Here is a 20,230-nt window from a genome sequence, read left to right on the forward strand (position 1 = left end):
CCCGAAGACAGGGTCATTGGGACATTCCCTTTGTTCCGAAATCCCTGATGGCGACTTTGACTTTGTATTCAATATCCGATTCACTGAAGTGATGGTCCCAGTCCGAGGATATCTTTTTCCATTTATCGGGATAATGAATCCGGACTTGATCGCCTAACCCGGTAATATCCACTTTCAACTCATGCTGCATGTAATCAATGAATGCCATGACATCTGAATGAATGCTGCGTTTTACCGCGTTTTTGATTTCATTTATATAGGACTCCTTGAAGGAATCTTCTTTCGGATTCCAATCCTCAGACAGACGGCCTTCAACAAACCGGGTGACGATAAACTTGAATTTTCCGTGTTTATATTGTGTTTTCACATTATATTTGCTGGAAAATACTTCGAAGGATAAATAATGATTGTCATGCTTTGCAAACGTGACGCCCCCCTTTACCGTGCCTGTGAACAGGTTCATATTCTGGACTTGTAAAGGCGTTAAATTCGCATACCAGAATTTATTTTTAATAATGGTAGCGCCCCAGATTTCCAGTCTGCTGCCCACTTGGCGCACTTGAGGAAGGGCAAAGGTCTCGCCTTTGGCGATTTTCTCGGATATTTCCCCCAATGTCACGGGCTCCATCATCCGGATGGTGACCGAATTATTCTCCGTTAAGTCATAGATCGTATTTGACGCAGGTTCTCCCTGGTCACTGATTTTGAAAATATCTTTCGTTTTATCCGGCACCGTCATCACATTGCAGCTTCTTCTCGTACCGTTGTCCCTGATAAATTGGTTCATCAATGCGTCAAGCGGAATGTTATCCTTTAACAGCGCTTCGGAAAACAGCATGATACGCAAGTGCTGGGAGAATGCGGGGTGATTTTTTAACGATGCCGTTCTTAATGCTTGATGGACGGTTTCCCCGGGAGTGGACGTTACTTTTGTCGTATCGCCTGACGACGACTGCTGGGAACTTGCTTTTTGCGGGATCAGAATCTGCTGTGTCACTTCTACATTTTCTTCCTCGGGTTTATCGAGCCCGACCCCGATAACGAGGCTCAAGTCTTCTATATTGCGGCTGTCCCAGCACCCGGCCAAAAGCAATGTGCAAAGCATGATTACGATGTATTTCTTCATTGCGCTTTTTTCACCTTCCTTTTCACAGCGACGACTCCAAACATCAGTAAAGGCAGCAAAAAGAAAACCAAGAAGATATAGCCGAGAATATCACTGAACATCAACAGCTTGTTGCCGTCTTTTGGCATCAATGATCCGAAGAATGTCGCGATCCCTACGAAGATGATCCCTTTTTTCTGCTTCAGCCCGAAAATTTTATTAAGAGCTGATGTCGCGAAATACCCGTACGAGACATAGGTGGCGAAAAATTGGATGATCCAGACAACAAGCAAAAAGGACTCGAACCTTTCAATAAAAAGCCCTTTGATTTCAAATGATTGAAAGAGCGCGATCGTAGGCCAGATCATTGTTTTGACATCTTGGGTGGTTAAGGCGCCGACGACGAGTACGTAGGTAATGATGTATAAAATAATCGGGATGCCAAAGCCCATGGCCGATACGCGGAATGTGTGCTTTTTATTTTTGAGGTACTCGGGGAGAAACAGCATAATCTCAATTCCCAAGAAGGAAACAGAAACGACGGTCAAGGAAGCCATAACGGGAGAAAACCCCTGCCCGAGCACCGGCCGCAGGTTGTCCAGATCAAATATTTTAAAGCTGAAAGAAAACACCACCAGCAAAATAATGATCGTAATCGTTAAATAGAAAGGAAAGAGCCTGCCGATATCGCTCATGCCGCCGATAATTAAATAAACGGAACAGGCGATAAAGATAAACAGCGTGACCGGCACGGGCGTTCTTTCCAATAAAAAAAACTTGACCATTTCCGCCATCGCCCTGGCTTCGAAGCTGGCGACTCCTATAAAATAGAGACAGATCATAAGATTGACGATATTTCCCGCCCATTTGCCGAGTCCTTCATTCATATAATCAAATAATGATCCGTACTGATGCTTTTTCATAATGAGCGTATTGAGATAAATCAAAAAGATAAAGATGACGCCTTCCAGACATAACGCGATCCAGCCGTCCGGCGAATTTGCCCTTGATGACAGCGCCCGCGGCATGGTGAGGAGTCCCGCGCCGAGCATCGTGTTTGAAATCAACGCTGTCCCTTGATAGCTTGTAAGCTTATTGTGAGTTGTTTTCTGGCTCATTTACGTTTTTCGCCTCTTTTGGTTGATTTTTAATAGGGAGACGGAGAATAGAGTCGTTTGCGTTTTTTAAGCTGAAAAATCCATTCGGCGAGAAATACGGAGAACCGAAGCTTCGCTGTCTCGATAAATGCGTGTAGATCGTCAGCATAAATAAAATCATGCCGTACAGCCCGAAAGCTGCCGCGGTAAACATCGAAATGAAACGGAGCACACGGAACGACAGACCCATCCCGTACTGCGGCACCGTAAATGAAGCGAGCGCGACAATGCTGACCACGATGACCATGATGGAGCTGACAATATTCGCTTCAACGGCCGCCTGGCCGATGACAACTCCGCCCACCAATCCGATCGTCTGGCCGAGCGGGCTGGGAAGCCTCAAGCCCGCTTCTCTCAGCAGCTCTATCGTAATTTCCATTACCATCGCTTCAATGATAGGCGGGAAGGGAACGTTTTCTCTGTTCGCCGCGATGGTGACTGCAAGCGTCGTCGGCAGCAGCCCTTGGTGAAACGAAACGAGGGCGATATAAATGGACGAAAAAAACAGCGTAATAAAAATAGACGTAAACCGCAGCGCCCGGATGAGCGAGGCGGAAATCCACCGTTCATAATAATCATCGGGAGACTGCATTAAAATTCCTAAAGAAGCCGGGACCACCAGCGCAAACGGCGAGTTGTCGACAAGGATGGCGACGCGGCCGTTGAACAAGGCGGAAGAGACTTTATCAGGCCGTTCCGTATTTTGTATTTGCGGAAAGGGCGAATACTTATTATCCTCAATAAGCTCCTCAAGCGTTCCGGAATCCTGGATGTCGTCCATCTTCACTTCGCTGAGGCGCTTTACAACATCGCTGACGACAGACGGGTCCGCCTCATCATCTATGTACATGACAGTAGCGTATTTTAACTTGTTTTCTCCGATCGGAACCTTTTTCGTTTTCAGCTTCGGATGGTTCGTGCGCTGCCTGATCATGGCGACGTTTGTATCAGAATCTTCTATGAAGGCGACTTTCGGACCTCTTACGACCTTTTCGGATGTGGGTTCATTCACGCTTCTTTTTTCTCTTTTTCCCGTGGACAAAATGTATACGCTGTCAAGTCCGTTAATAAACACGGCGCATTTTCCTCGCAGAATGGAGATGACGGCTTCCTTCGACGTAAAGACGGGACGGGCGTCGATCTTATCAAGACGTTTCGCCACCGTATCCAGCGTCAGGGTGTCTTCCTCCCGAAGCAGCGTTTCCATCGCCTCTTTTATTTTGTCTTCGTCGTTCATTTCACTCAGATACATATAATAAAAAACAAGCCCGTTCGGAAGCATCTTTTTATTTTGAACCAGGTCATCATTCTGCTCTACGTGGGGAAGCACCAGTGCCAGATTAACGTGTATGTATTCCTTGAATTCCGATTGCGTCATCGACAGTCACCCGCCTTCCAATCCTTAATTGAGGTTATCTTTTCCTGTTAAAAAAATGATATACTATGATAAAGTATTTAATGGTACAAGTTTTTTTATGAAAGCGGAGGAGAGATGTGGCACAAGTCAGACTGGCAGGAAATGCCGAAGAAATTGAACAGCTCATCAAATCATTTGAAGCGCATTACGAAGTGGCTTACACGTCGAAAGAATACCGTAAAACAAATCCGAAGTATAAATACTCAAAGGATTCGCGCGTCTATCTTGAGCTGAAATTAAAAACGGCCAAGGCCGAAAAATAAAAAGGGTTTCATCTGTTACTGGCGAATAATACTCAGGGTGAAGCAACTGTTATGGAGGGATACATAAATGGACTACAGAATTGAAAAAGACACCATGGGAGAAGTTAAAGTTCCGGCAGATAAATTTTGGGGCGCTCAGACACAGCGCAGCAAAGAGAACTTCAAAATCGGTTCAGAAAAAATGCCTCAGCGTGTTGTGAAGGCGTTTGCAATATTAAAAAGAAGCACAGCGATCGCCAACGAACGCCTCGGCAACTTAGAGTCTGAAAAAGCCCAGGCGATTGCCGCTGTATGTGACGATGTTTTAAACGGCAAATACGACGATAACTTTCCGCTCGTTGTCTGGCAGACGGGAAGCGGCACGCAAAGCAACATGAACATGAATGAAGTGGTGGCCAACCGCGCGACTGCTTTATTGAAAGAAAAAAATTCCGAGCTTAAGATTCATCCGAATGATGACGTTAACCGCAGCCAAAGCTCAAACGATACATTCCCGACGGCGATGCACGTTGCGGCGGTTCTTGCCGTATATGAGCAGCTCGTTCCGGCGCTTGATCAGCTGCGCGCGACGCTTGATGAAAAAGCGAAAGCTTATCAGGATATTGTGAAAATCGGACGCACGCATTTGCAGGACGCCACTCCGCTGACGCTCGGACAGGAAATCAGCGGCTGGGTATACATGCTTGACCGATCGAAAGAAATGATTCTTGAGTCAACGGAAAAAATCCGCGCGCTTGCCATCGGAGGCACGGCAGTCGGCACGGGAATCAACGCCCATCCGCAGTTCGGTGAATTCGTCGCGGAAGAAATCACAAAAGTAACGGGGCAGACATTCAAGAGTTCGCCTAACAAATTCCATGCGCTCACAAGCCATGATGAAATCACTTACGTTCACGGCGCGTTAAAAGCATTGGCTGCCGACCTGATGAAGATTGCCAACGATGTCAGATGGCTGGCCAGCGGCCCGCGCTGCGGAATCGGCGAAATCGTCATTCCTGAAAATGAGCCGGGAAGCTCTATCATGCCGGGTAAAGTCAACCCGACGCAAAGTGAGGCGCTGACAATGATCGCCGCGCAAGTGATGGGAAATGACGCGACAATCGGATTTGCGGCCAGCCAAGGAAACTTCGAGCTGAATGTCTTCAAACCGGTTATTATTTATAACTTCCTGCAGACCGTGCAGCTGCTCAGTGACGGAATGAATTCCTTCCATGACAAATGCGCTGTCGGTATTGAGCCGAACCAAGAGACGATTCAGGAAAATCTCTCTAACTCATTAATGCTTGTTACGGCGCTTAACCCGCACATCGGTTATGAAAACGCCGCGAAAATCGCCAAGCTTGCCCACAAAGAAGGCCTGACGCTGAAAGAAGCGGCATTACAGCTGAACCTTCTGACAGAAGAACAATTTAATGAAATGGTGCGTCCGGAAGATATGGTGCACCCGAAAGCATAAAAAGAAAGAACGGCTGCAGTCATTGCGGCCGTTCTTCTAAATAAACTGCTGTTTCAGTAAAAATCTGAGCTGTTCTGCATCTTCAGCCAGCAGGTCGGATTCCTTCAAATTCAAAATCATTCCTTTGATGATTGCCGGTTTCGGCGACTTTTTCTTCATTTCCGCTTCCAGAATATCCAAGCTCCCGGTGAATTCAGATGCTTGCGCCTTGTCCATCGTGCCGATGCGCGTGCGGAGGGTCTGCAAGATCGATTGGCTTAAAGGATCGGGCTGCCCGTTATGAAGGGGCCCAAACAGTGAGCTTGCCTCATCAAGAGAAATAAACGCTTCATCATGTCTGTCCGCCATTCCGTTTACGATGTCATCAATTCTGTGAATCACGGTATTTGCCAGAAGCGAAGGCTGTACGGACCGGCCGGTCAGAATGAGATATTCAAGATACATCTGACTGATTCCTTCTATTAAAAAACAAAGCTCGGCTGTGTATGGTTCAGCTTTTTCTCCGTAAATAGCAAGAAGACTGTCGATATGAAACTGCAGGATCGACCGGCGGATTCTCTTTCCGCACTGCGCCGCTTCTTCGGTATAAGGAAGTGAACCGTCTTTCATCTGCATGGTAATAAAATCCTGATGGGCGAGAATCGATTCGTAAAACACCGCAAGCTGTTTTTGATAAGCGGCTCTCGGACTGTCACCCTCCGTTTGGATCGTCGTGATTCGGGTAAACGTTTTATCATAGTAGTAATTCAGCATGGATAGAAGCAGTGCTTCTTTGGAAGGAAAGTATAGATAAAAAGCGCCTTTTGAGATTTTGCATTCATCGGCGATTTCCTGAACCGATGTAGATTTGTACCCTTTTCGGGCAAACAGTTTAATTGCTGCTTCAATGATCAGCTTTTCTTTTTCCTTCAATGGTTCCACCCTTTCGGAGCCAGGAGGCTGGCTTGTGCTTCTTATGTATGACTATATGGTCACATTGATATTCCGTAAATTTAACCTGATTGTAACTTGTTTTTTTGTTTTGTTTTATTTATATTATAAAGTGAGCTGACCGAATGGTCAAAGTTCTGGCGAAAGGGTGAATCTGAAAATGAAAGAATTAGATGAAATGATCAGCCGCTTGCGAAACAGAGGAATTAAAGTCGAAAAGGTGAAATATCCGAAAAAGACAATTTGTGAAAAGAAATGGGTTCATCAATGCCAAAAACCGCTGAAAACAAACTACAGAGATTTTAACGGCTACTCCTTCACATAAAAAAAGACTGCAATGAAACACTACAGTCTACTTTGGTACGATAATTCGGTAGATTACACCCGATTGGCCATTTTCAATTGAAATTGATGCTTTATGCAGGGTTAAAATCCGTTTTACGATGCTGAGTCCTATGCCGAACTCGCCTTTCTTCCCTTTATTAAAAGGCTCGTACAAGCTGGATAGCATCTCATCCTCAATCGGAGGCCCGTCATTTTTAACCGTCATGACAATCTGCTGCTGATTTTGGCTGATCCGAATGTGAATCGCCGTTTCTGCATAGCGGATTTGATTTTCGAGAATGTTTTCAAGAAGTTTGCTCCATTGTTCCGGATCACCGGGCATCATTAATGCATCTTCTGTTTCAACGGTCCACGATAATTCCTTCCGGGCCCATTTGAGCCGTTCAATGACTTCTTCCGTGACCTTCACAATGTCAAATGTCTCATGGTGCACCCGCTGCTTCATTAAATAATCAAGCTTCGTTAAATATAATAAATCCTTAATTTTCTTCTCAAGTTTTTCTGCTTCGCCTTCAATGACATCAATTGTGGTTTCCAGATCCCCCTTAGGAAAAATCCCGTCCTTTATTGATTGAGTATAGCCCCTTATCACCATGACAGGCGTTTTTAAATCATGAGAGATATTTTGCAGGAGCGTTCTTTCCGTTTCATCCTTTTGCACCAGCTTGCTCCGCATGTCTTCAATGGTATGGCCTAATTTTCCGATTTCGTCTTTCCTGTCAACGATGACCGGATCATCCCAATCCTGTTTTGAAATCCGTTTGACATGCTTCTCTAAGGAAACGAGCGGGCGCGAGAGATATTTGGCAAGCCAAATCGCCGGAATCCAGCTTAACAAAATCACGCCGGCAATGATAAAGAGCAGCTGCTTGAACAGGGTGAATGCCAGATCATCACGATAAGAATCAAGGGCGTAAGACAGCATCATCGCATCCTGGCCGTTAATGGTGAGGCCTTTTTTAATGACGAAAAATACTTTTTCACCGCTGATGTCCGCGCTGTATCGTTTCGTGACGCTGTGCTGGCGGCCCGCGAGCTTGTACACCTTATGGATAAAGGAAGAAGAAAAGTAGTTCAAGTCTTTGTCACTGGCCGATTCCTCCCGTTCCGGCAGAAGAACGTGCTGAACGGATCGGAAAGTCGTCGGAGCGGTCGCATCCTCGCTGTAATATCCACGCTCGATCGATCCGGGCAGCCGGTACTCCGTCAGTACATGCTGTTCATTTTCAATGGTCGTATACGTTTCATCCGTGAAAAAATTACGCAGCGTATTTGAGAACAGCACGAGCAGCAGAATCGAAATGGCTAAGAGGATGCCTGAGATGACCACCCATATTTGAAAAGCAAGCGGCTTATTTTTCATGACGTCATCATCCTGTAGCCGAATCCGTAAATGGTCTCAACCTTTAACTCCGGCATTTTTTTCCGCAGCCTCCGCACAAGATCATCGACCACCCGGTCAGTGCCGAAATAATCATGGCCCCATATTTTCAGCAGAATATCTTCCCTGGAAAAGGGGTGTCCTTTATGGTGAAGAAATAAAAGCAGCAGATCAAATTCCTTAGACGTCAAATTGACCAGGCTGCCGGTTTCATCATAAACCTCTCGGGCATCTTCGATCACATTGTAGGAAGAAACGGTGATGCCGGTTTTCTTTGCGGCGGGCTGTTCTTTATACACGAGCTCCAGCAGCTTCTGAACCCGTATAATGAGCTCTCTCGGCAAAAAAGGCTTGGCGATATAATCATTGCTTCCAAGCTCTAACCCGAGGACTCTGTCAATATCGGCATCCCGCGCGGAAATGAAAATGACGGGCACATCGGGATCTTTTTCTTTTATTTCTTTTATCAATGTATAGCCGTCCGTATCCGGAAGCATGATGTCGAGAATCCACAAGTGGGGAGACGGCAGCATCTGCTTTCTGGCATCTTCGCCTTTTGTGAAAGATGTAATGTTCCAGCCTTCATTCTCTAAATATTTTGTGAGCAGTTCATTCAGGTTATCCTCATCTTCAACTAGATAAATGGTGTATGACAAGGCATTTCACATCCTTTCAACGTCATTATACTAGTTTTAACACACTCAAGCCGCATTTTCATAATTTCACATATTCTTTTCATTTTTATCCCACAATGTTTGTTTATGATGTGTATAAGGGAAGAAAGGAAGAAAAAAAGCGGGGAAGATAACATGTTTAAACACATTTTGTTTTGGAGCTTTGCTTTTCTCCTTATTATTGGGACAATAGAACTTGTACATGCGATGAATATGTAATCGATAGAATGAAAACATGCTAAAAGGAGTGTGCGTGAATATGAATGATCATCGAGCTGACGGCAGAAGCCGCGATCAGTCAGATCTTTCACATACGGAACAAAACAGAAATGAACAGCAGCGGATCAGCCATCAGGAGCCGGAGCTGCTCGAAGGGCCCGTCTCGAAAGAAGCGGAAAACGAGACGGCCGCCGGCGCGGAATTTGAAAAAACGGCTGCCGTGAAAAAAGAAAAAAAACGGAGAGCCGCTTGGCTGAGCCCGATTTTAGGCGGTATTATCGGCGGAGGCCTCGTGCTTGGCATTGTGCCGAACCTGCCGAGTGAGCAGCATAAGACAGAAGCCGTTTCTGATACGAAACAAGTTCAGTCTTCGAATTTTACGTCAACGCCTTTGAAAAATACCTCAAGCGTAGCGGATATGGTAGAAGATTTGGAGCCTGCGATTGTGGGAGTGTCCAACTACCAAGCTTCGCAAAGCAGCCAGTTCGGACTTGACGGCGGTTCAAGCTCTGAAACGGAGAGCGGCACGGGGTCAGGCGTCATCTTCAAAAAAGACGGCGAAAAAGCGTACATCATTACAAACAATCATGTCGTAGAAGGTGCGAACAAACTGTCGGTCACTCTTTACAATGGGAAAACCGAAACGGCAAAGCTTGTCGGAAAGGATGCTATCAGTGACTTGGCTGTATTGGAAATCAGCTCGTCCAATGTCAAAAAAGCGGCCAGCTTCGGGGATTCCTCCAAGCTCCGCATTGCCGATAAAGTAATTGCCATCGGCAACCCGCTCGGCCAGCAGTTTTCCGGCACCGTCACACAAGGTGTCATCAGCGGGCTGAACAGAACGGTAGACGCCGATACATCCCAAGGCACGGTGGAAATGAACGTGATTCAGACGGATGCGGCGATTAACCCCGGAAACAGCGGCGGCCCGTTAATCAACTCAAGCGGCCAGGTTATCGGGATCAACAGCATGAAAGTCAGTGAAAGCGGCGTGGAGTCACTCGGCTTTGCCATTCCGAGCAATGATGTAGAACCGATAGTCGACCAGCTGCTTGCAAAAGGAAAAGTCGAGCGCCCGTTTTTAGGTGTGCAGATGATTGATATGTCGCAAGTGCCGGAAACCTATCAGGAAAACACGCTCGGACTGTTCGGCGACCAGCTGTCTAAGGGTGTTTACGTAAAAGAAGTGCAATCCGGCTCACCGGCTGCGAAAGCGGGCATCAAATCCAATGACGTCATTGTACAATTGAACGGCAAAGATGTCGGCAGCAGCGCCGATATCAGACAGATCTTATATAACCAGCTGAAAATCGGCGATAAAACGACTGTTCAAGTTCTCAGAAGCGGAAGCAAAAAGACGCTGAACGTCACATTAACGAAACAAACCGAAAGCGCAAGCTGAACGCATAAAAAAAGCTGAACCTTCAACTGAGGTTCAGCTTTTTTCGTCATTCTCCCAAGTAGGCTGACAGCATCCACACGTGCTTGTCCGCTTCTTCAACTAATCCGACAAACAGGTCGGCAGTTGACGGGTCATTTTGTTCCTCGGCGATGCCGATGACAAATTTTGATTCGCGGCTGATTTGTTTATAGTCTTGAACCAGTGATTCCACCATTTCAGAAGCCGTTTTTTCCTGGCCTTCATCCGTAATGGAAGCTTGTTCAAGGTAAGTGTGTAAAGTCGCCGCAGGCTGTCCGCCGATGGCCAGAAGACGCTCTGCGATGGCATCCGCCGTTTCCGCCGCTTCGTTATACAGTTCTTCAAATTTTTCATGAAGCGTAAAGAAATGAGGACCTTTTACATACCAATGGAAGCGGTGCAGTTTAGAGTAAAGGATAAACCAGTTTGATAATTGTGTGTTCATTGATTTCTCAACAAGAGTTTCAGTTTTTTTCGCGTTTTGTGTATTCATATTCATCGTCCTCCCTGTGATCTGTTAATTTAATTATACCACATATCAAATAAAAATCAATACTAAATTATAATAATTATAATTTAGGTTTAAGTGAACAGCTTTTTCTTCACAACAGATTCCCAGGCGGACCACGAGAAGAGTGAGCGGAAAGCCAATGCCAGCTTAACGCCCCTGCCGATCGGATACCGCAGTTTCTTCAGCCGTTTCCTTTGTGCCAATTGATAAATCAGCTCCGCTACGTCATCAGGATCGCCGCTTTTGGATGCGTTGGCTTTGAAGTAAGCTTCGATTTGCTGATAATAGCGGTAATAGGGCGAATCTTTGGCGGGTGCCGTAAGATGATTGGAGAGAGACGTCTTCCAAATAGACGTTTTATAGGAGCCCGGTTCTATTAAAGCTGCATCAATTCCTAAAGGCAGCAGTTCGAGGCGCAGACACTCTGTAAATCCTTCAACCGCGAATTTGGAAGAGACGTACGGAGATAGAGCCGGGAAACCGGTCAGTCCGCTGATACTGCTGATATTGAAGATTTTCGCCCCGCCATGTTTTCGCATATAAGGCAGCACGGTTTTTGTGACGTGAATCAGACCGAATACATTTGTTTCATACTGCTGTCTGTAATGTTCCATCAGCACATCGTCAATAAACCCCCCGTACGCAGAGCCGGCGTTATTGACGAGCAGGTCAATCGGTCCGAAACCGCTGATGGTGTTCCCGAAGTCAGACACCGACTGCTCATTTGTCACATCTAAAGAAACGACCGTAACATGATCGGATGCACCCGCTTGAGCGGCGGCCTCTTTCAGTATTTCAGCTTTCTCCGGCTGTCTGGCTGTTGCGATGACGTGATAAGACCGGGCGAGCTTCAGCGCTGTCAGCAGCCCGAATCCGCTCGTCGCGCCGGTTACAATGGCAATTTTTCTGTTCATCTTATAATCCTCCCCGTTTGTTCTTATCTCATAGTGTATAACATCTCGCGGAAAGAAGGAGAAATCGTTCGGAAATATGTCAGAATTGTTTTATAATGGAGTCAGCTTCGGATAGAAAGGGGTAAAGAAAAGATGGCATTAGAGGGATTGAAGGAAACATGGGATTTAAACTCGATTTTTGAGGGCGGGAGCCGGTCGGAAGAGTTTCAGCAATACATACAAGAGCTCAAAAAGCATCTAAGCGTCTTTCAACATGCGGTTGAAGCGTTTACAGTTCCGGCGCATGCGGATGAAAGCCGGGACCTGATCAATCTGATCGATAGGTTTGAACGGTCAGCGATCATGATCAGGCAGGCGGGAGCGTTCGTCGGCTGTCTTCAGGCTCAGAACACTCATGATCAGAAAGCGAATGAATGGAGGGCGCGGATTAATCAGCTGAGCAGTGATTTTAAATCCGCTCTGGTCACCCTTGACGATACACTTGCCCGGATTGACGAGCGGGTTTGGGAGGAGCTGCTGCAAAAACCGGAACTTCAGGATCTCACATATGTTTTAAATGAGAGAAGAGACCGTGTCAAGGAGAAGCTCAGCGCTTCAGAAGAAAGACTGATTGAAGGCCTGGCCGTTGACGGCTATCACGCATGGGGCGACCTGTATAATGCGGCTGTCGGCAGAATGAAGATTCCGTTTGAGGATAAAGAGCTGTCGGTCGGCCAAGCGGAAAATATGATGGCGCACCCGGACCGCCGCATCAGACGTCAAGTGTTCAAAGAGCTTAATGAAGCCTGGAAAGGAGAAGAGGAGCTTTTCGGCAGCACGCTGAACCATCTGGCCGGCTTCCGCACGGAAATCTATAAAGCGCGGGGCTGGAAAAGCGCTTTGGAAGAGCCGCTTGCGATCAACCGAATGAAAAAAGAAACGCTGGATGTCATGTGGCAGGTCATTACCGATCATAAAAAGCCTTTTGCCGAATACCTGAATCGAAAGGCATCTCTTTTAGGGCTTGAGCGGCTGAACTGGTATGATGTGGGCGCGCCGATCGGCGAGGCTCCGAAAGAATACACATTTGATGAAGCGGCCAATCTGATCGTCAGCCAATTTTCGACGTTTGGCAAAAAGCTGTCCGCATTTACGGAAAAAGCGTTTCGTGATCGGTGGATAGAAGCGGAAGACCGCAGCGGCAAACGGGTCGGCGGTTTCTGCACCAGTTTCCCCGACAGCGGAGAATCCCGGATTTTCATGACATTTTCCGGAAGCGCTTCGAATGTATCGACGCTGGCGCATGAGCTCGGTCACGCGTTCCATCAGGAGGCCATGCTTCAAGTGCGGCAGCTGAACAGGGCCTACGCCATGAATGTGGCTGAAACAGCCTCGACCTTTGCGGAAATGATCGTCGCCGACGCCGCTTTGAAACAAGCGGAGACAAAGGATGAAAAGCTGTTCTTGCTTGAAGATAAAATTCAAAGAAGCGTAGCCATGTTTATGAATATTCATGCGAGATTTTTATTTGAAACGCGTTTTTATGAAGAACGGAAGCAGGGCGTCGTTCCGGCTGAGAAACTGAATGAACTGATGGAAGCGGCGCAGAAAGAAGCGTTTTGCGATTCATTAGGGGAATACCACCCTCATTTCTGGGCTTCAAAACTGCATTTTCATATTACAGGAGTGCCGTTTTACAACTTTCCGTATACGTTCGGTTATTTATTTTCGCTTGGAATATACGCAAGAGCTCTTCGGGAAAAAGCGGATTTTGAAGAAAAATATATCGCGCTTTTGTGTGACACGGCTTCGATGACCGTTGAGGATTTGGCGATGAAGCACCTTGGAGCGGATCTGACGGAACGGTCGTTTTGGGAAGACGCGGTCCGCCTTGCCGTACAGGATGTGCAGGAATTTTTAGAGCTGACTGAATGATAATCTGGAGATGAACCGGCCGGAGTGTTACCGCTCCGGTTCTTTTTTGTTCCATGAATGACAGCCGCCTCCCTTGGAAATACCTAAAAACGATCGGAATGGAATGGGAGTGAATCGCATGAAATGGTTCAGGACGGCGGGCGTTTTATGTCTTACGCTGATGCTGATTGCCGGCTGCCGATTGATTGAAGAAAAACGGGAAGCGGAACAAGACAGCACACCCGTGTCATCTGCGAAGCAGGTTCCTTACAGCAGCTTTTCCCTGCGCGTCAGCTACGGAGCCGGAGAGCATAACCGCTATGAAGGTTTGTATGAAAGAAAAAGCGGTCATGAAAAGGCGGACATCCGGGACAAGCTCTCAGGGGTTCACAGAGAGGGCGAGGAAGCGCTTGATGAAATGAAGATGATCCTCGGAGAACTTGCCGTAAACAGCCGGATGCAGGAAAGCGAGGTCGTCCGGCAGGTGCTCTCGGCTTTTAATTTGGACAGCCGCTATGACCATTTTTATCTGAAACTGAAAAAGAACAACGGAGAAATGACAGAAATAAAAAAATAACCGCCGTCCGCTGCTTTTTTGCCCAAAACTAATTGATAATGATATTCAGAGTCATTAATTTCTGTTACAATATAATCATGATCTCACGTTGAATGTTTAGGCAATTTGTTTATATACATAGTGTTGGGAAACTCAAAAAAGGAGCGGTTAGCGGTATGAGTGCAATTTCTACAGAGACGCTGAGCTTAGGGTACGGAGAAACTGTTATCATTGACGAATTGGATGTCGCGATTCCAAAAGGCGAAATAACTGTATTGATCGGAAGCAACGGCTGCGGAAAATCGACGCTTTTACGTTCATTGGCCCGGCTTATGAAACCGAGGGGCGGTTCTGTGCTTTTAGAAGGAAAAGCCATCGCTAAGCTTCCGACGAAGGAAGTGGCAAGAGAGCTCGCTATTTTGCCGCAGAGTCCGTCAGCTCCCGAAGGCCTGACGGTGCATCAGCTTGTGAAGCAGGGAAGATACCCTTATCAAAGCTGGCTGAAGCAATGGTCTAAAGAGGACGAAGACGCAGTGGCAAACGCGCTTAAAGCGACGAAGCTTGAGGAAATGGCCGACCGTCCGGTAGATTCCTTGTCAGGCGGACAGCGCCAGCGCGCATGGATTGCGATGACACTCGCTCAGGATACAGATATCATTCTGCTTGACGAGCCGACAACCTATCTCGACATGACGCATCAAATTGAAATTCTTGATTTGCTGTTTGAATTAAATGAAAAAGAAAAACGCACAATCGTCATGGTGCTGCACGACCTCAATCTGGCATGCCGTTATGCCCATTATCTGGTCGCCATTAAGGATAAACAGATTTACGCAGAGGGCCGTCCCGAAGAAGTCATCACTTGCGAGCTTGTACAGCAGGTCTTTGCGATGAACTGCCAGGTAACGCAAGACCCGCTGTTCGGCACGCCGCTTTGCATTCCGCACGGACGCGGCAGATGTATCGTGCAGGAAGCGGCCCTCACCGCCCGATTGTCATAATCATGAAAAAGGGAAGGGAACGGTATGGAAGAGAAACTGCAGCAGCAGCTGGACGGCCTGCTTGAAAAATACACGGAACTATTGCTTGGCGAAACAAACCCGGATGTAAAGGAAGAAGTCAGGCAGTGGATTTTGTATACACATATCGCAAAAAGCATGCCTCCGCTCGTCAAACATTGGAATCAATCCTACCCGGACGCCAAAGAGGGCATCAAAGCTGCGATACAGCACATTAAACAGCTCAATGAAGCACACAGAAAAAAACAATAAAAAAGCTTTCGGCATCAAAGAGAGGTGCCGGAAGCTTTTTTTGCTGAAAAGGAATCAATAAAGGCGCCCGTTCAATTCATAGCGAAGAACTTTAATGTAACTAACGCACCCGTTTGTTAACGTATATTTCTTCCGCTTGCTGAACCAAGAAAAAAGGACCGCCGCAGCAATCCCTTTCTCTCTTTCCTATATATCACATTTCCTTTCGGATACGTAATAACTCTTCAAATGCTTTTATATTTGTATCAAAATTGGGCACTGTTTGAGATTCCTCGGCACATTTGACTTGTGCTACAACCAAATCATGAAAAGGTGTTGAAATGCCAGTACCTTCTGCCATTTTGGGAATAACTCCATTAATATAATCAATTTCAGTTTTGCGTTTTTTCTCAAGATCCTGAAGCATACTTGCTCTTAGCAGCCTAGATGGTTCCATGGCTGACCTAAATGTTTGGATACGTTCAGGAATATCATTTTCGCTTCTTAATTCCAAAGATTCTAAATCAAGGCCGCCCATTTTCGCAAATTTGACACCATTGGCGTGTCCAACCTTAATCGTCTCATCTGCGATATGAACTGCACTAACAATGCCGATTTCATGGTCAAGAATGTCTCCGTATTCTCCGTTTAATGCTGCCGATAAACCACTGAATGCATTATTGATAAGTAATTTTGACCACTTCGTTCCAACTAAATTATCGGAAATATGTGTTCCGCCGATAAGGTCTAAAACCGATTTAATACGCTGGATTCTTTCTGTTGTTTCACCATGTAATTCTCCAATTTGAAAAGCGTACTCTTTAAATTGAGTATACTCAGTTGTAAGTCTGGATACGCCCGGTTCAATAAACGTAGCACCAAATTCAACAGAACCTGCAATAACACGTTCATCACCAACGATCGAAGCGACTTTCTGTTCAGGTATACCGTTTTGCAAGGAACATACTACACTGTCATCCTTTAAAAAAGGCAGTAACTCCTTAAGAATGGAGTCATTATATAATTGTTTCGTCAGAAGTAATATGAAATCATACTTGCCTGACTTGTTTTCAGGGGTAATGGCTTTCACCTTTGCTTGAAATTCCGTTGTACCAACTACTTTAGCACCTATTTGATTTAAAGTATCTACATGTTCTTTGTATGAATCAATCAATTCGACATCCATTCCGCCAGCAGACAGATATGCTCCAACAATGGTTCCTAAAGAACCTGCTCCTAAAACTGCAATTCTCATTGTAAACGTCTCCTTATTTTTCCTCTAAGTAGTTATAAACCGGCTGTGCTGCATTTAAGGTTAAATCCGTAATAATATGAGATGCTGAAACAACTTCTAGTACAGGCAAATCTGCAAGCGGTGCCAGAGCATGTTCAAATAATTGAAGCCGCGCCGGTCCAGTCCAGGCACCTTTAACTTCTATATTCGTTATTTGCGTTCTCACCAAATCACAAACCCTTAAATCACCATTGTAATCAGTAGCAATCTTCACCATAAAATTAGGTCGGCAAATTTCCCTTTTCGCTTTTTCCTTGTCCATTTCGAAATGTTTATATCCCATAGTCGCAGCTGCCACACGAAGACTGCCATAATCCAATGTGCCAACAAGAGTATCAGAGTCTATATACAGCTTAGGGGCACCCAATTTCTTTGGATATGCAGTAAGTTCCCGTCCGCTTGCAATAGCCGGGAAATTGTCTACATACATAGAATGAACATAATCTCCTTCTTCACCATTAAAGCTGACAGGGATGACTTGTCCCGCCTCTGTATAGGCACCAAGTCCGGAAACATCGGGCATCCACATCACTTCGAATTTCACTAAAGGTTCAGTAATTTCAAGAGGTTCCGGCACTGCCGCACGTAAAGCTTTTTCATCCGTTCGGTAAATAATATTAAGATATTCCCGGTTAACAAATTTATAGGTTGGGATAGGATAAGCAGGAGCCGTTAGTGGCGTATTTAAATTTTTTGCTATATCTTTCACATCAATTTTCATTGAATGACACCCTTTCCTTTTCTTTAACTATGCTATTATCTTACATCCGCATTTACATTTAATCTAATACATAATAAGGTATATATATATTTATTGAAATAAATGAGAGGGGTGCAGACAGATGGAATTGCTGCAGCTAAAATACTTTCAGACAGTTGCCTATACTGAACATATTTCTAAAGCAGCAGAACAATTAAAGATTGCCCAGCCTTCTTTAAGTCTCACTATAAAAAGACTTGAGAATGAACTGGGAACAACCTTGTTTGAGAGAAAAGGCAGAAATATTAAGCTGAGTTCAGCAGGGAAAATTCTTTTAAAACATGTAAACAGGATTTTTACTGAGATTGAAAATGCACAAACGGAAATTCAATTGGAGGAACATCAAATGTCTGACACCATCAGAATATCTATTTCCAATCCAAGATTCCTTGCAGGACTGATGAGTGAATATATCAACCGCTCCCCTCAATCAAAAATTCTCCAAGCAATCGGAGTTAAAAGCGAGATCATAACAAGTTTAAAAAAAGGGGACATTGATTTAGGAATAACAGGTCATCCGATTCAAGATGAAGAGATAGAGAGTTGTGTGCTGGTAAATGAAGATATTGTTCTGGCTTTGCCCTCAAACCACCGATTTACGGGTAAAACAGAAATTTCTTTACGTCTTGCCGCCGATGAACCATTTATTACCCTTGCTAATAATGAAGAGTACAGCGGTTTTACAGCCTCGCTTTGTGAGAAAGCCGGTTTCACCCCAAATATTGCATTTGAGGCAGATTCTCATTTACTGGTCGAGATTATAAAGCTGGATCAAGGTGTTGCGTTGCTTCCTATTTCAGTTTGCAGAACATTGGGGCTGAATTTTATAAAAGTGACTGATCACTCTGCTTCATATCCAGTCGGCTTATCTTGGTTAAGACATAAGCTGTTATCTTCTTCGATAAGAAATTTTCGTGACTTTATTATGTCGTACTATAAAGATAACTATGAAATGTTTAAGGTTTATTAAAGGGTTTCATCATTATTTTTTTGAATTTTTCCCCCAATTCCAATGAGGCGGAAGACTGGCCATTCCCAGATGATATAAAAAAATCCCGCGGCATCCGCGGGATTTTTCTTTGTTAAACGGCTTTCGCCTTTTCTTCTTGTTTGCCTGTCTTTTTGTTTGTCAGTTTAATTGATTTAACAAACAGCGTGAGGATCAATCCGGCAGCGATAAAGGCCAGGCCTGTGAAAAACACGCTGTGAAGCGAATCCATCAGTGACGTTTTCAAAACCGGCACGATATGGGAAGAAAATGCGGCCGGAATCTGCTTAATCGATTCCTGGCTGAACAGGGATTGAAGCAGCCCTTCAGGATTCTTGTCAATCATACCTTTAAACTGGGCGGCAAAGGCACTTGCCTGTTTCGGCAGTGAGTCTAAGTAAGGCATCAGTCTGTCGGTTAAAAGGCTTCCTGATCTGGCATTCATGACAGCGCCGAGCACCGTAATGCCGAACGTTCCCCCGATCATCCGGAAAAATTGGCTTGAAGAGGTCACAACACCCAGCTCTTCTTTTGAAAACGTTTCTTGCAGAGCGAGTGTGAGAAGCGGCATGACGAGCCCCATTCCCAGACCGATCACGGCCATATAGCACGTCGCCGCGAGCTTGCTTGTATCCAGCTGCAATGTCGTTAATAAGAAGAAGCCGACGGCCATGATCAGCATGCCGATCATGATTTGCGGTTTAATACCGATCTTATAAACCAGCTGGCCTCCGATAATACTTGTGATAATCATAGATACCATCATCGGCGTCATAATCGTTCCGGACGCGGTGGCGCTGACTCCGATAATTCCCTGCATAAAGAAAGGAACGAACGTAACGGCGCCGAACATGCCGATACTCATGAAAAAGCCGATCAGATTCAGTACGGTAAACGTTCTGTTTTTAAACAGGTACATCGGCAGAATCGGCTCCTTTGCTTTGATTTCAGCGAAAATGAATCCGACAATCCCGGCAAGCGCAAGCGCAAAGAGACCGAGAATCTGCCAAGAGCCCCATGCGTAATCCTTTCCTCCGAAGCTGAGCGCGAGGAGGAGGCTGACGATTCCGACGATCATTGTGAAAATGCCGGCGATGTCAAAGTTAATCGGCCCAGTCTGTTTTCTGCCTTGAAGTCCTCTTGCGATAAAGATCACGGCTAAAATTCCGACAGGCAGGTTGATATAGAAAACCCATTTCCAATTTAATGAGTCAACAATCCAGCCCCCGATTTGCGGGCCGATCACGGAAGCAAGCCCGTAAATCGCCCCGAAAAGCCCTTGGAACTTGGCACGCTGTTTTCCTGTGAACAAATCCCCGATGACGATCATAGCCATCGGCATCATGACACCGCCGCCGATTCCCTGAAGTCCGCGGAAAATAATCAGTTCCGTCATGTTGCTGGCCATTCCGCACAGTGCGGAAGCTCCCATAAAAATCAATAAACCTGACACATAGACGACGCGGCGTCCCAATAAATCTGCAAGTTTCCCCGCAATCGGAACGATCGTCGTCGAAGTTAAAAGATATGCCGTGGTCAGCCACGTCATCATGCTTAATCCCCCGAGGTCACCCACGATTTTAGGAATCGCCGTTCCTACGATGGTGCCGTCAAGGGCTGAGAAAAACATGGCGATGATTAAGCCGGTTATCAATAATGTGCGTTTTGGATCTTTCTTTTCAATGCTCATGTTTCGG

The 20,230-nt window shown here is 45.7% G+C and carries 19 protein-coding genes and 1 pseudogene; 9 read left to right on the top strand and 11 right to left on the bottom strand.

The genetic code is table 11. From position 1 onward, the window contains the following. Positions 1-13: 13 nt before the first annotated feature. Genes AR442_RS09825 through gerAA form a run of 3 tightly spaced genes read right to left on the bottom strand, consistent with a single transcriptional unit; the run spans position 14 to position 3,640 of the window. Positions 14-1,126 carry a Ger(x)C family spore germination protein gene (locus AR442_RS09825; RefSeq protein ID WP_014418847.1) on the bottom strand — a complete coding sequence of 371 codons (1,113 nt, stop codon included), beginning with the start codon at positions 1,124-1,126 and terminating at the stop codon, positions 14-16. Beyond that, the gene (locus AR442_RS09830) at positions 1,123-2,223 is read right to left on the bottom strand and encodes a spore germination protein (protein ID WP_014418846.1); all 1,101 of its coding nucleotides are present in this window, start codon (positions 2,221-2,223) and stop codon (positions 1,123-1,125) included. Before AR442_RS09830 ends, AR442_RS09825 begins: the two co-directional genes overlap by 4 nt. Next, on the bottom strand, positions 2,198-3,640 hold the full coding sequence (gerAA, locus tag AR442_RS09835; RefSeq protein ID WP_014418845.1) for a spore germination receptor protein GerAA: 1,443 nt from the start codon (positions 3,638-3,640) through the stop codon (positions 2,198-2,200). Before gerAA ends, AR442_RS09830 begins: the two co-directional genes overlap by 26 nt. A gap of 116 nt (positions 3,641-3,756) precedes the next feature. Between gerAA and AR442_RS09840 the strand changes: the two genes are divergently transcribed. After that, a complete protein-coding gene (locus AR442_RS09840) occupies positions 3,757-3,942 on the top strand; it encodes a YvzF family protein (RefSeq protein ID WP_003151806.1) in 186 nt (61 codons plus the stop codon). Between the two features lie 67 nt (positions 3,943-4,009). Further along, entirely contained in the window at positions 4,010-5,398 is a 1,389-nt protein-coding gene (gene fumC, locus AR442_RS09845; protein ID WP_014418844.1) for a class II fumarate hydratase, read from the top strand. A gap of 36 nt (positions 5,399-5,434) precedes the next feature. Here the strand turns inward: fumC and AR442_RS09850 are convergent, their stop codons facing one another. Then, positions 5,435-6,310 (bottom strand): TetR/AcrR family transcriptional regulator, encoded by an 876-nt coding sequence (locus tag AR442_RS09850; protein WP_014418843.1) that lies wholly within the window; start codon positions 6,308-6,310, stop codon positions 5,435-5,437. 178 nt (positions 6,311-6,488) lie between these two features. On the opposite strand from AR442_RS09850, the gene spxO reads away from it, so the two are divergent. Next, complete coding sequence (gene spxO / locus AR442_RS20315; RefSeq protein WP_007410067.1) at positions 6,489-6,653, top strand: anti-adapter protein SpxO; 165 nt, start codon at positions 6,489-6,491, stop codon at positions 6,651-6,653. 27 nt (positions 6,654-6,680) lie between these two features. Here spxO and cssS read toward each other — a convergent pair whose 3' ends face one another. Together cssS and cssR are read right to left on the bottom strand one after the other, a co-directional pair. Further along, positions 6,681-8,036: a two-component system sensor histidine kinase CssS gene (gene cssS / locus AR442_RS09855; RefSeq protein ID WP_014418842.1), complete on the bottom strand. Its 1,356-nt coding sequence runs from the start codon at positions 8,034-8,036 to the stop codon at positions 6,681-6,683. Beyond that, positions 8,033-8,710 carry a two-component system response regulator CssR gene (gene cssR / locus AR442_RS09860; protein WP_053285174.1) on the bottom strand — a complete coding sequence of 226 codons (678 nt, stop codon included), beginning with the start codon at positions 8,708-8,710 and terminating at the stop codon, positions 8,033-8,035. Before cssR ends, cssS begins: the two co-directional genes overlap by 4 nt. Positions 8,711-8,987: 277 nt before the next feature. Here cssR and AR442_RS09865 point away from each other — a divergent pair, with 277 nt between their 5' ends. Beyond that, a complete protein-coding gene (locus AR442_RS09865) occupies positions 8,988-10,349 on the top strand; it encodes a S1C family serine protease (RefSeq protein ID WP_053285175.1) in 1,362 nt (453 codons plus the stop codon). Positions 10,350-10,395: 46 nt separating this feature from the next. Here the strand turns inward: AR442_RS09865 and AR442_RS09870 are convergent, their stop codons facing one another. Then, positions 10,396-10,860 carry a Dps family protein gene (locus tag AR442_RS09870; protein ID WP_007410071.1) on the bottom strand — a complete coding sequence of 155 codons (465 nt, stop codon included), beginning with the start codon at positions 10,858-10,860 and terminating at the stop codon, positions 10,396-10,398. Positions 10,861-10,949: 89 nt separating this feature from the next. Then, a complete protein-coding gene (locus tag AR442_RS09875) occupies positions 10,950-11,792 on the bottom strand; it encodes an oxidoreductase (RefSeq protein ID WP_014418838.1) in 843 nt (280 codons plus the stop codon). Between the two features lie 132 nt (positions 11,793-11,924). On the opposite strand from AR442_RS09875, the gene AR442_RS09880 reads away from it, so the two are divergent. The 4 genes and pseudogenes from AR442_RS09880 to AR442_RS09895 all read left to right on the top strand — a co-directional run bounded on the left by AR442_RS09880 (position 11,925) and on the right by AR442_RS09895 (position 15,512). Beyond that, a complete protein-coding gene (locus AR442_RS09880) occupies positions 11,925-13,706 on the top strand; it encodes a M3 family oligoendopeptidase (RefSeq protein WP_014418837.1) in 1,782 nt (593 codons plus the stop codon). Positions 13,707-13,824: 118 nt separating this feature from the next. Next, a complete protein-coding gene (locus AR442_RS09885) occupies positions 13,825-14,262 on the top strand; it encodes a YusW family protein (RefSeq protein ID WP_014418836.1) in 438 nt (145 codons plus the stop codon). A 155-nt stretch (positions 14,263-14,417) separates the two neighbouring features. Next, positions 14,418-15,242, top strand: a complete 825-nt coding sequence (locus AR442_RS09890; RefSeq protein WP_014418835.1) for an ABC transporter ATP-binding protein — start codon at positions 14,418-14,420, stop codon at positions 15,240-15,242. A 2-nt stretch (positions 15,243-15,244) separates the two neighbouring features. Further along, positions 15,245-15,512 (top strand): annotated as a pseudogene (locus tag AR442_RS09895) (YusU family protein). Positions 15,513-15,705: 193 nt separating this feature from the next. Here the strand turns inward: AR442_RS09895 and AR442_RS09900 are convergent. Together AR442_RS09900 and AR442_RS09905 are read right to left on the bottom strand one after the other, a co-directional pair. Continuing rightward, the gene (locus AR442_RS09900; RefSeq protein WP_014418834.1) at positions 15,706-16,746 is read right to left on the bottom strand and encodes a ketopantoate reductase family protein; all 1,041 of its coding nucleotides are present in this window, start codon (positions 16,744-16,746) and stop codon (positions 15,706-15,708) included. Between the two features lie 13 nt (positions 16,747-16,759). Then, on the bottom strand, positions 16,760-17,506 hold the full coding sequence (locus tag AR442_RS09905) for an acetoacetate decarboxylase (protein ID WP_014418833.1): 747 nt from the start codon (positions 17,504-17,506) through the stop codon (positions 16,760-16,762). A 121-nt stretch (positions 17,507-17,627) separates the two neighbouring features. Between AR442_RS09905 and AR442_RS09910 the strand changes: the two genes are divergently transcribed. After that, positions 17,628-18,515: a LysR family transcriptional regulator gene (locus AR442_RS09910; protein WP_014418832.1), complete on the top strand. Its 888-nt coding sequence runs from the start codon at positions 17,628-17,630 to the stop codon at positions 18,513-18,515. Positions 18,516-18,627: 112 nt separating this feature from the next. Here the strand turns inward: AR442_RS09910 and AR442_RS09915 are convergent, their stop codons facing one another. Further along, positions 18,628-20,223, bottom strand: a complete 1,596-nt coding sequence (locus tag AR442_RS09915; RefSeq protein ID WP_053285176.1) for an MDR family MFS transporter — start codon at positions 20,221-20,223, stop codon at positions 18,628-18,630. Between the last annotated feature and the right edge of the window lie 7 nt (positions 20,224-20,230).

It is taken from the genome of Bacillus velezensis (genome assembly GCF_001461825.1).
GTDB lineage: Bacteria > Bacillota > Bacilli > Bacillales > Bacillaceae > Bacillus > Bacillus velezensis.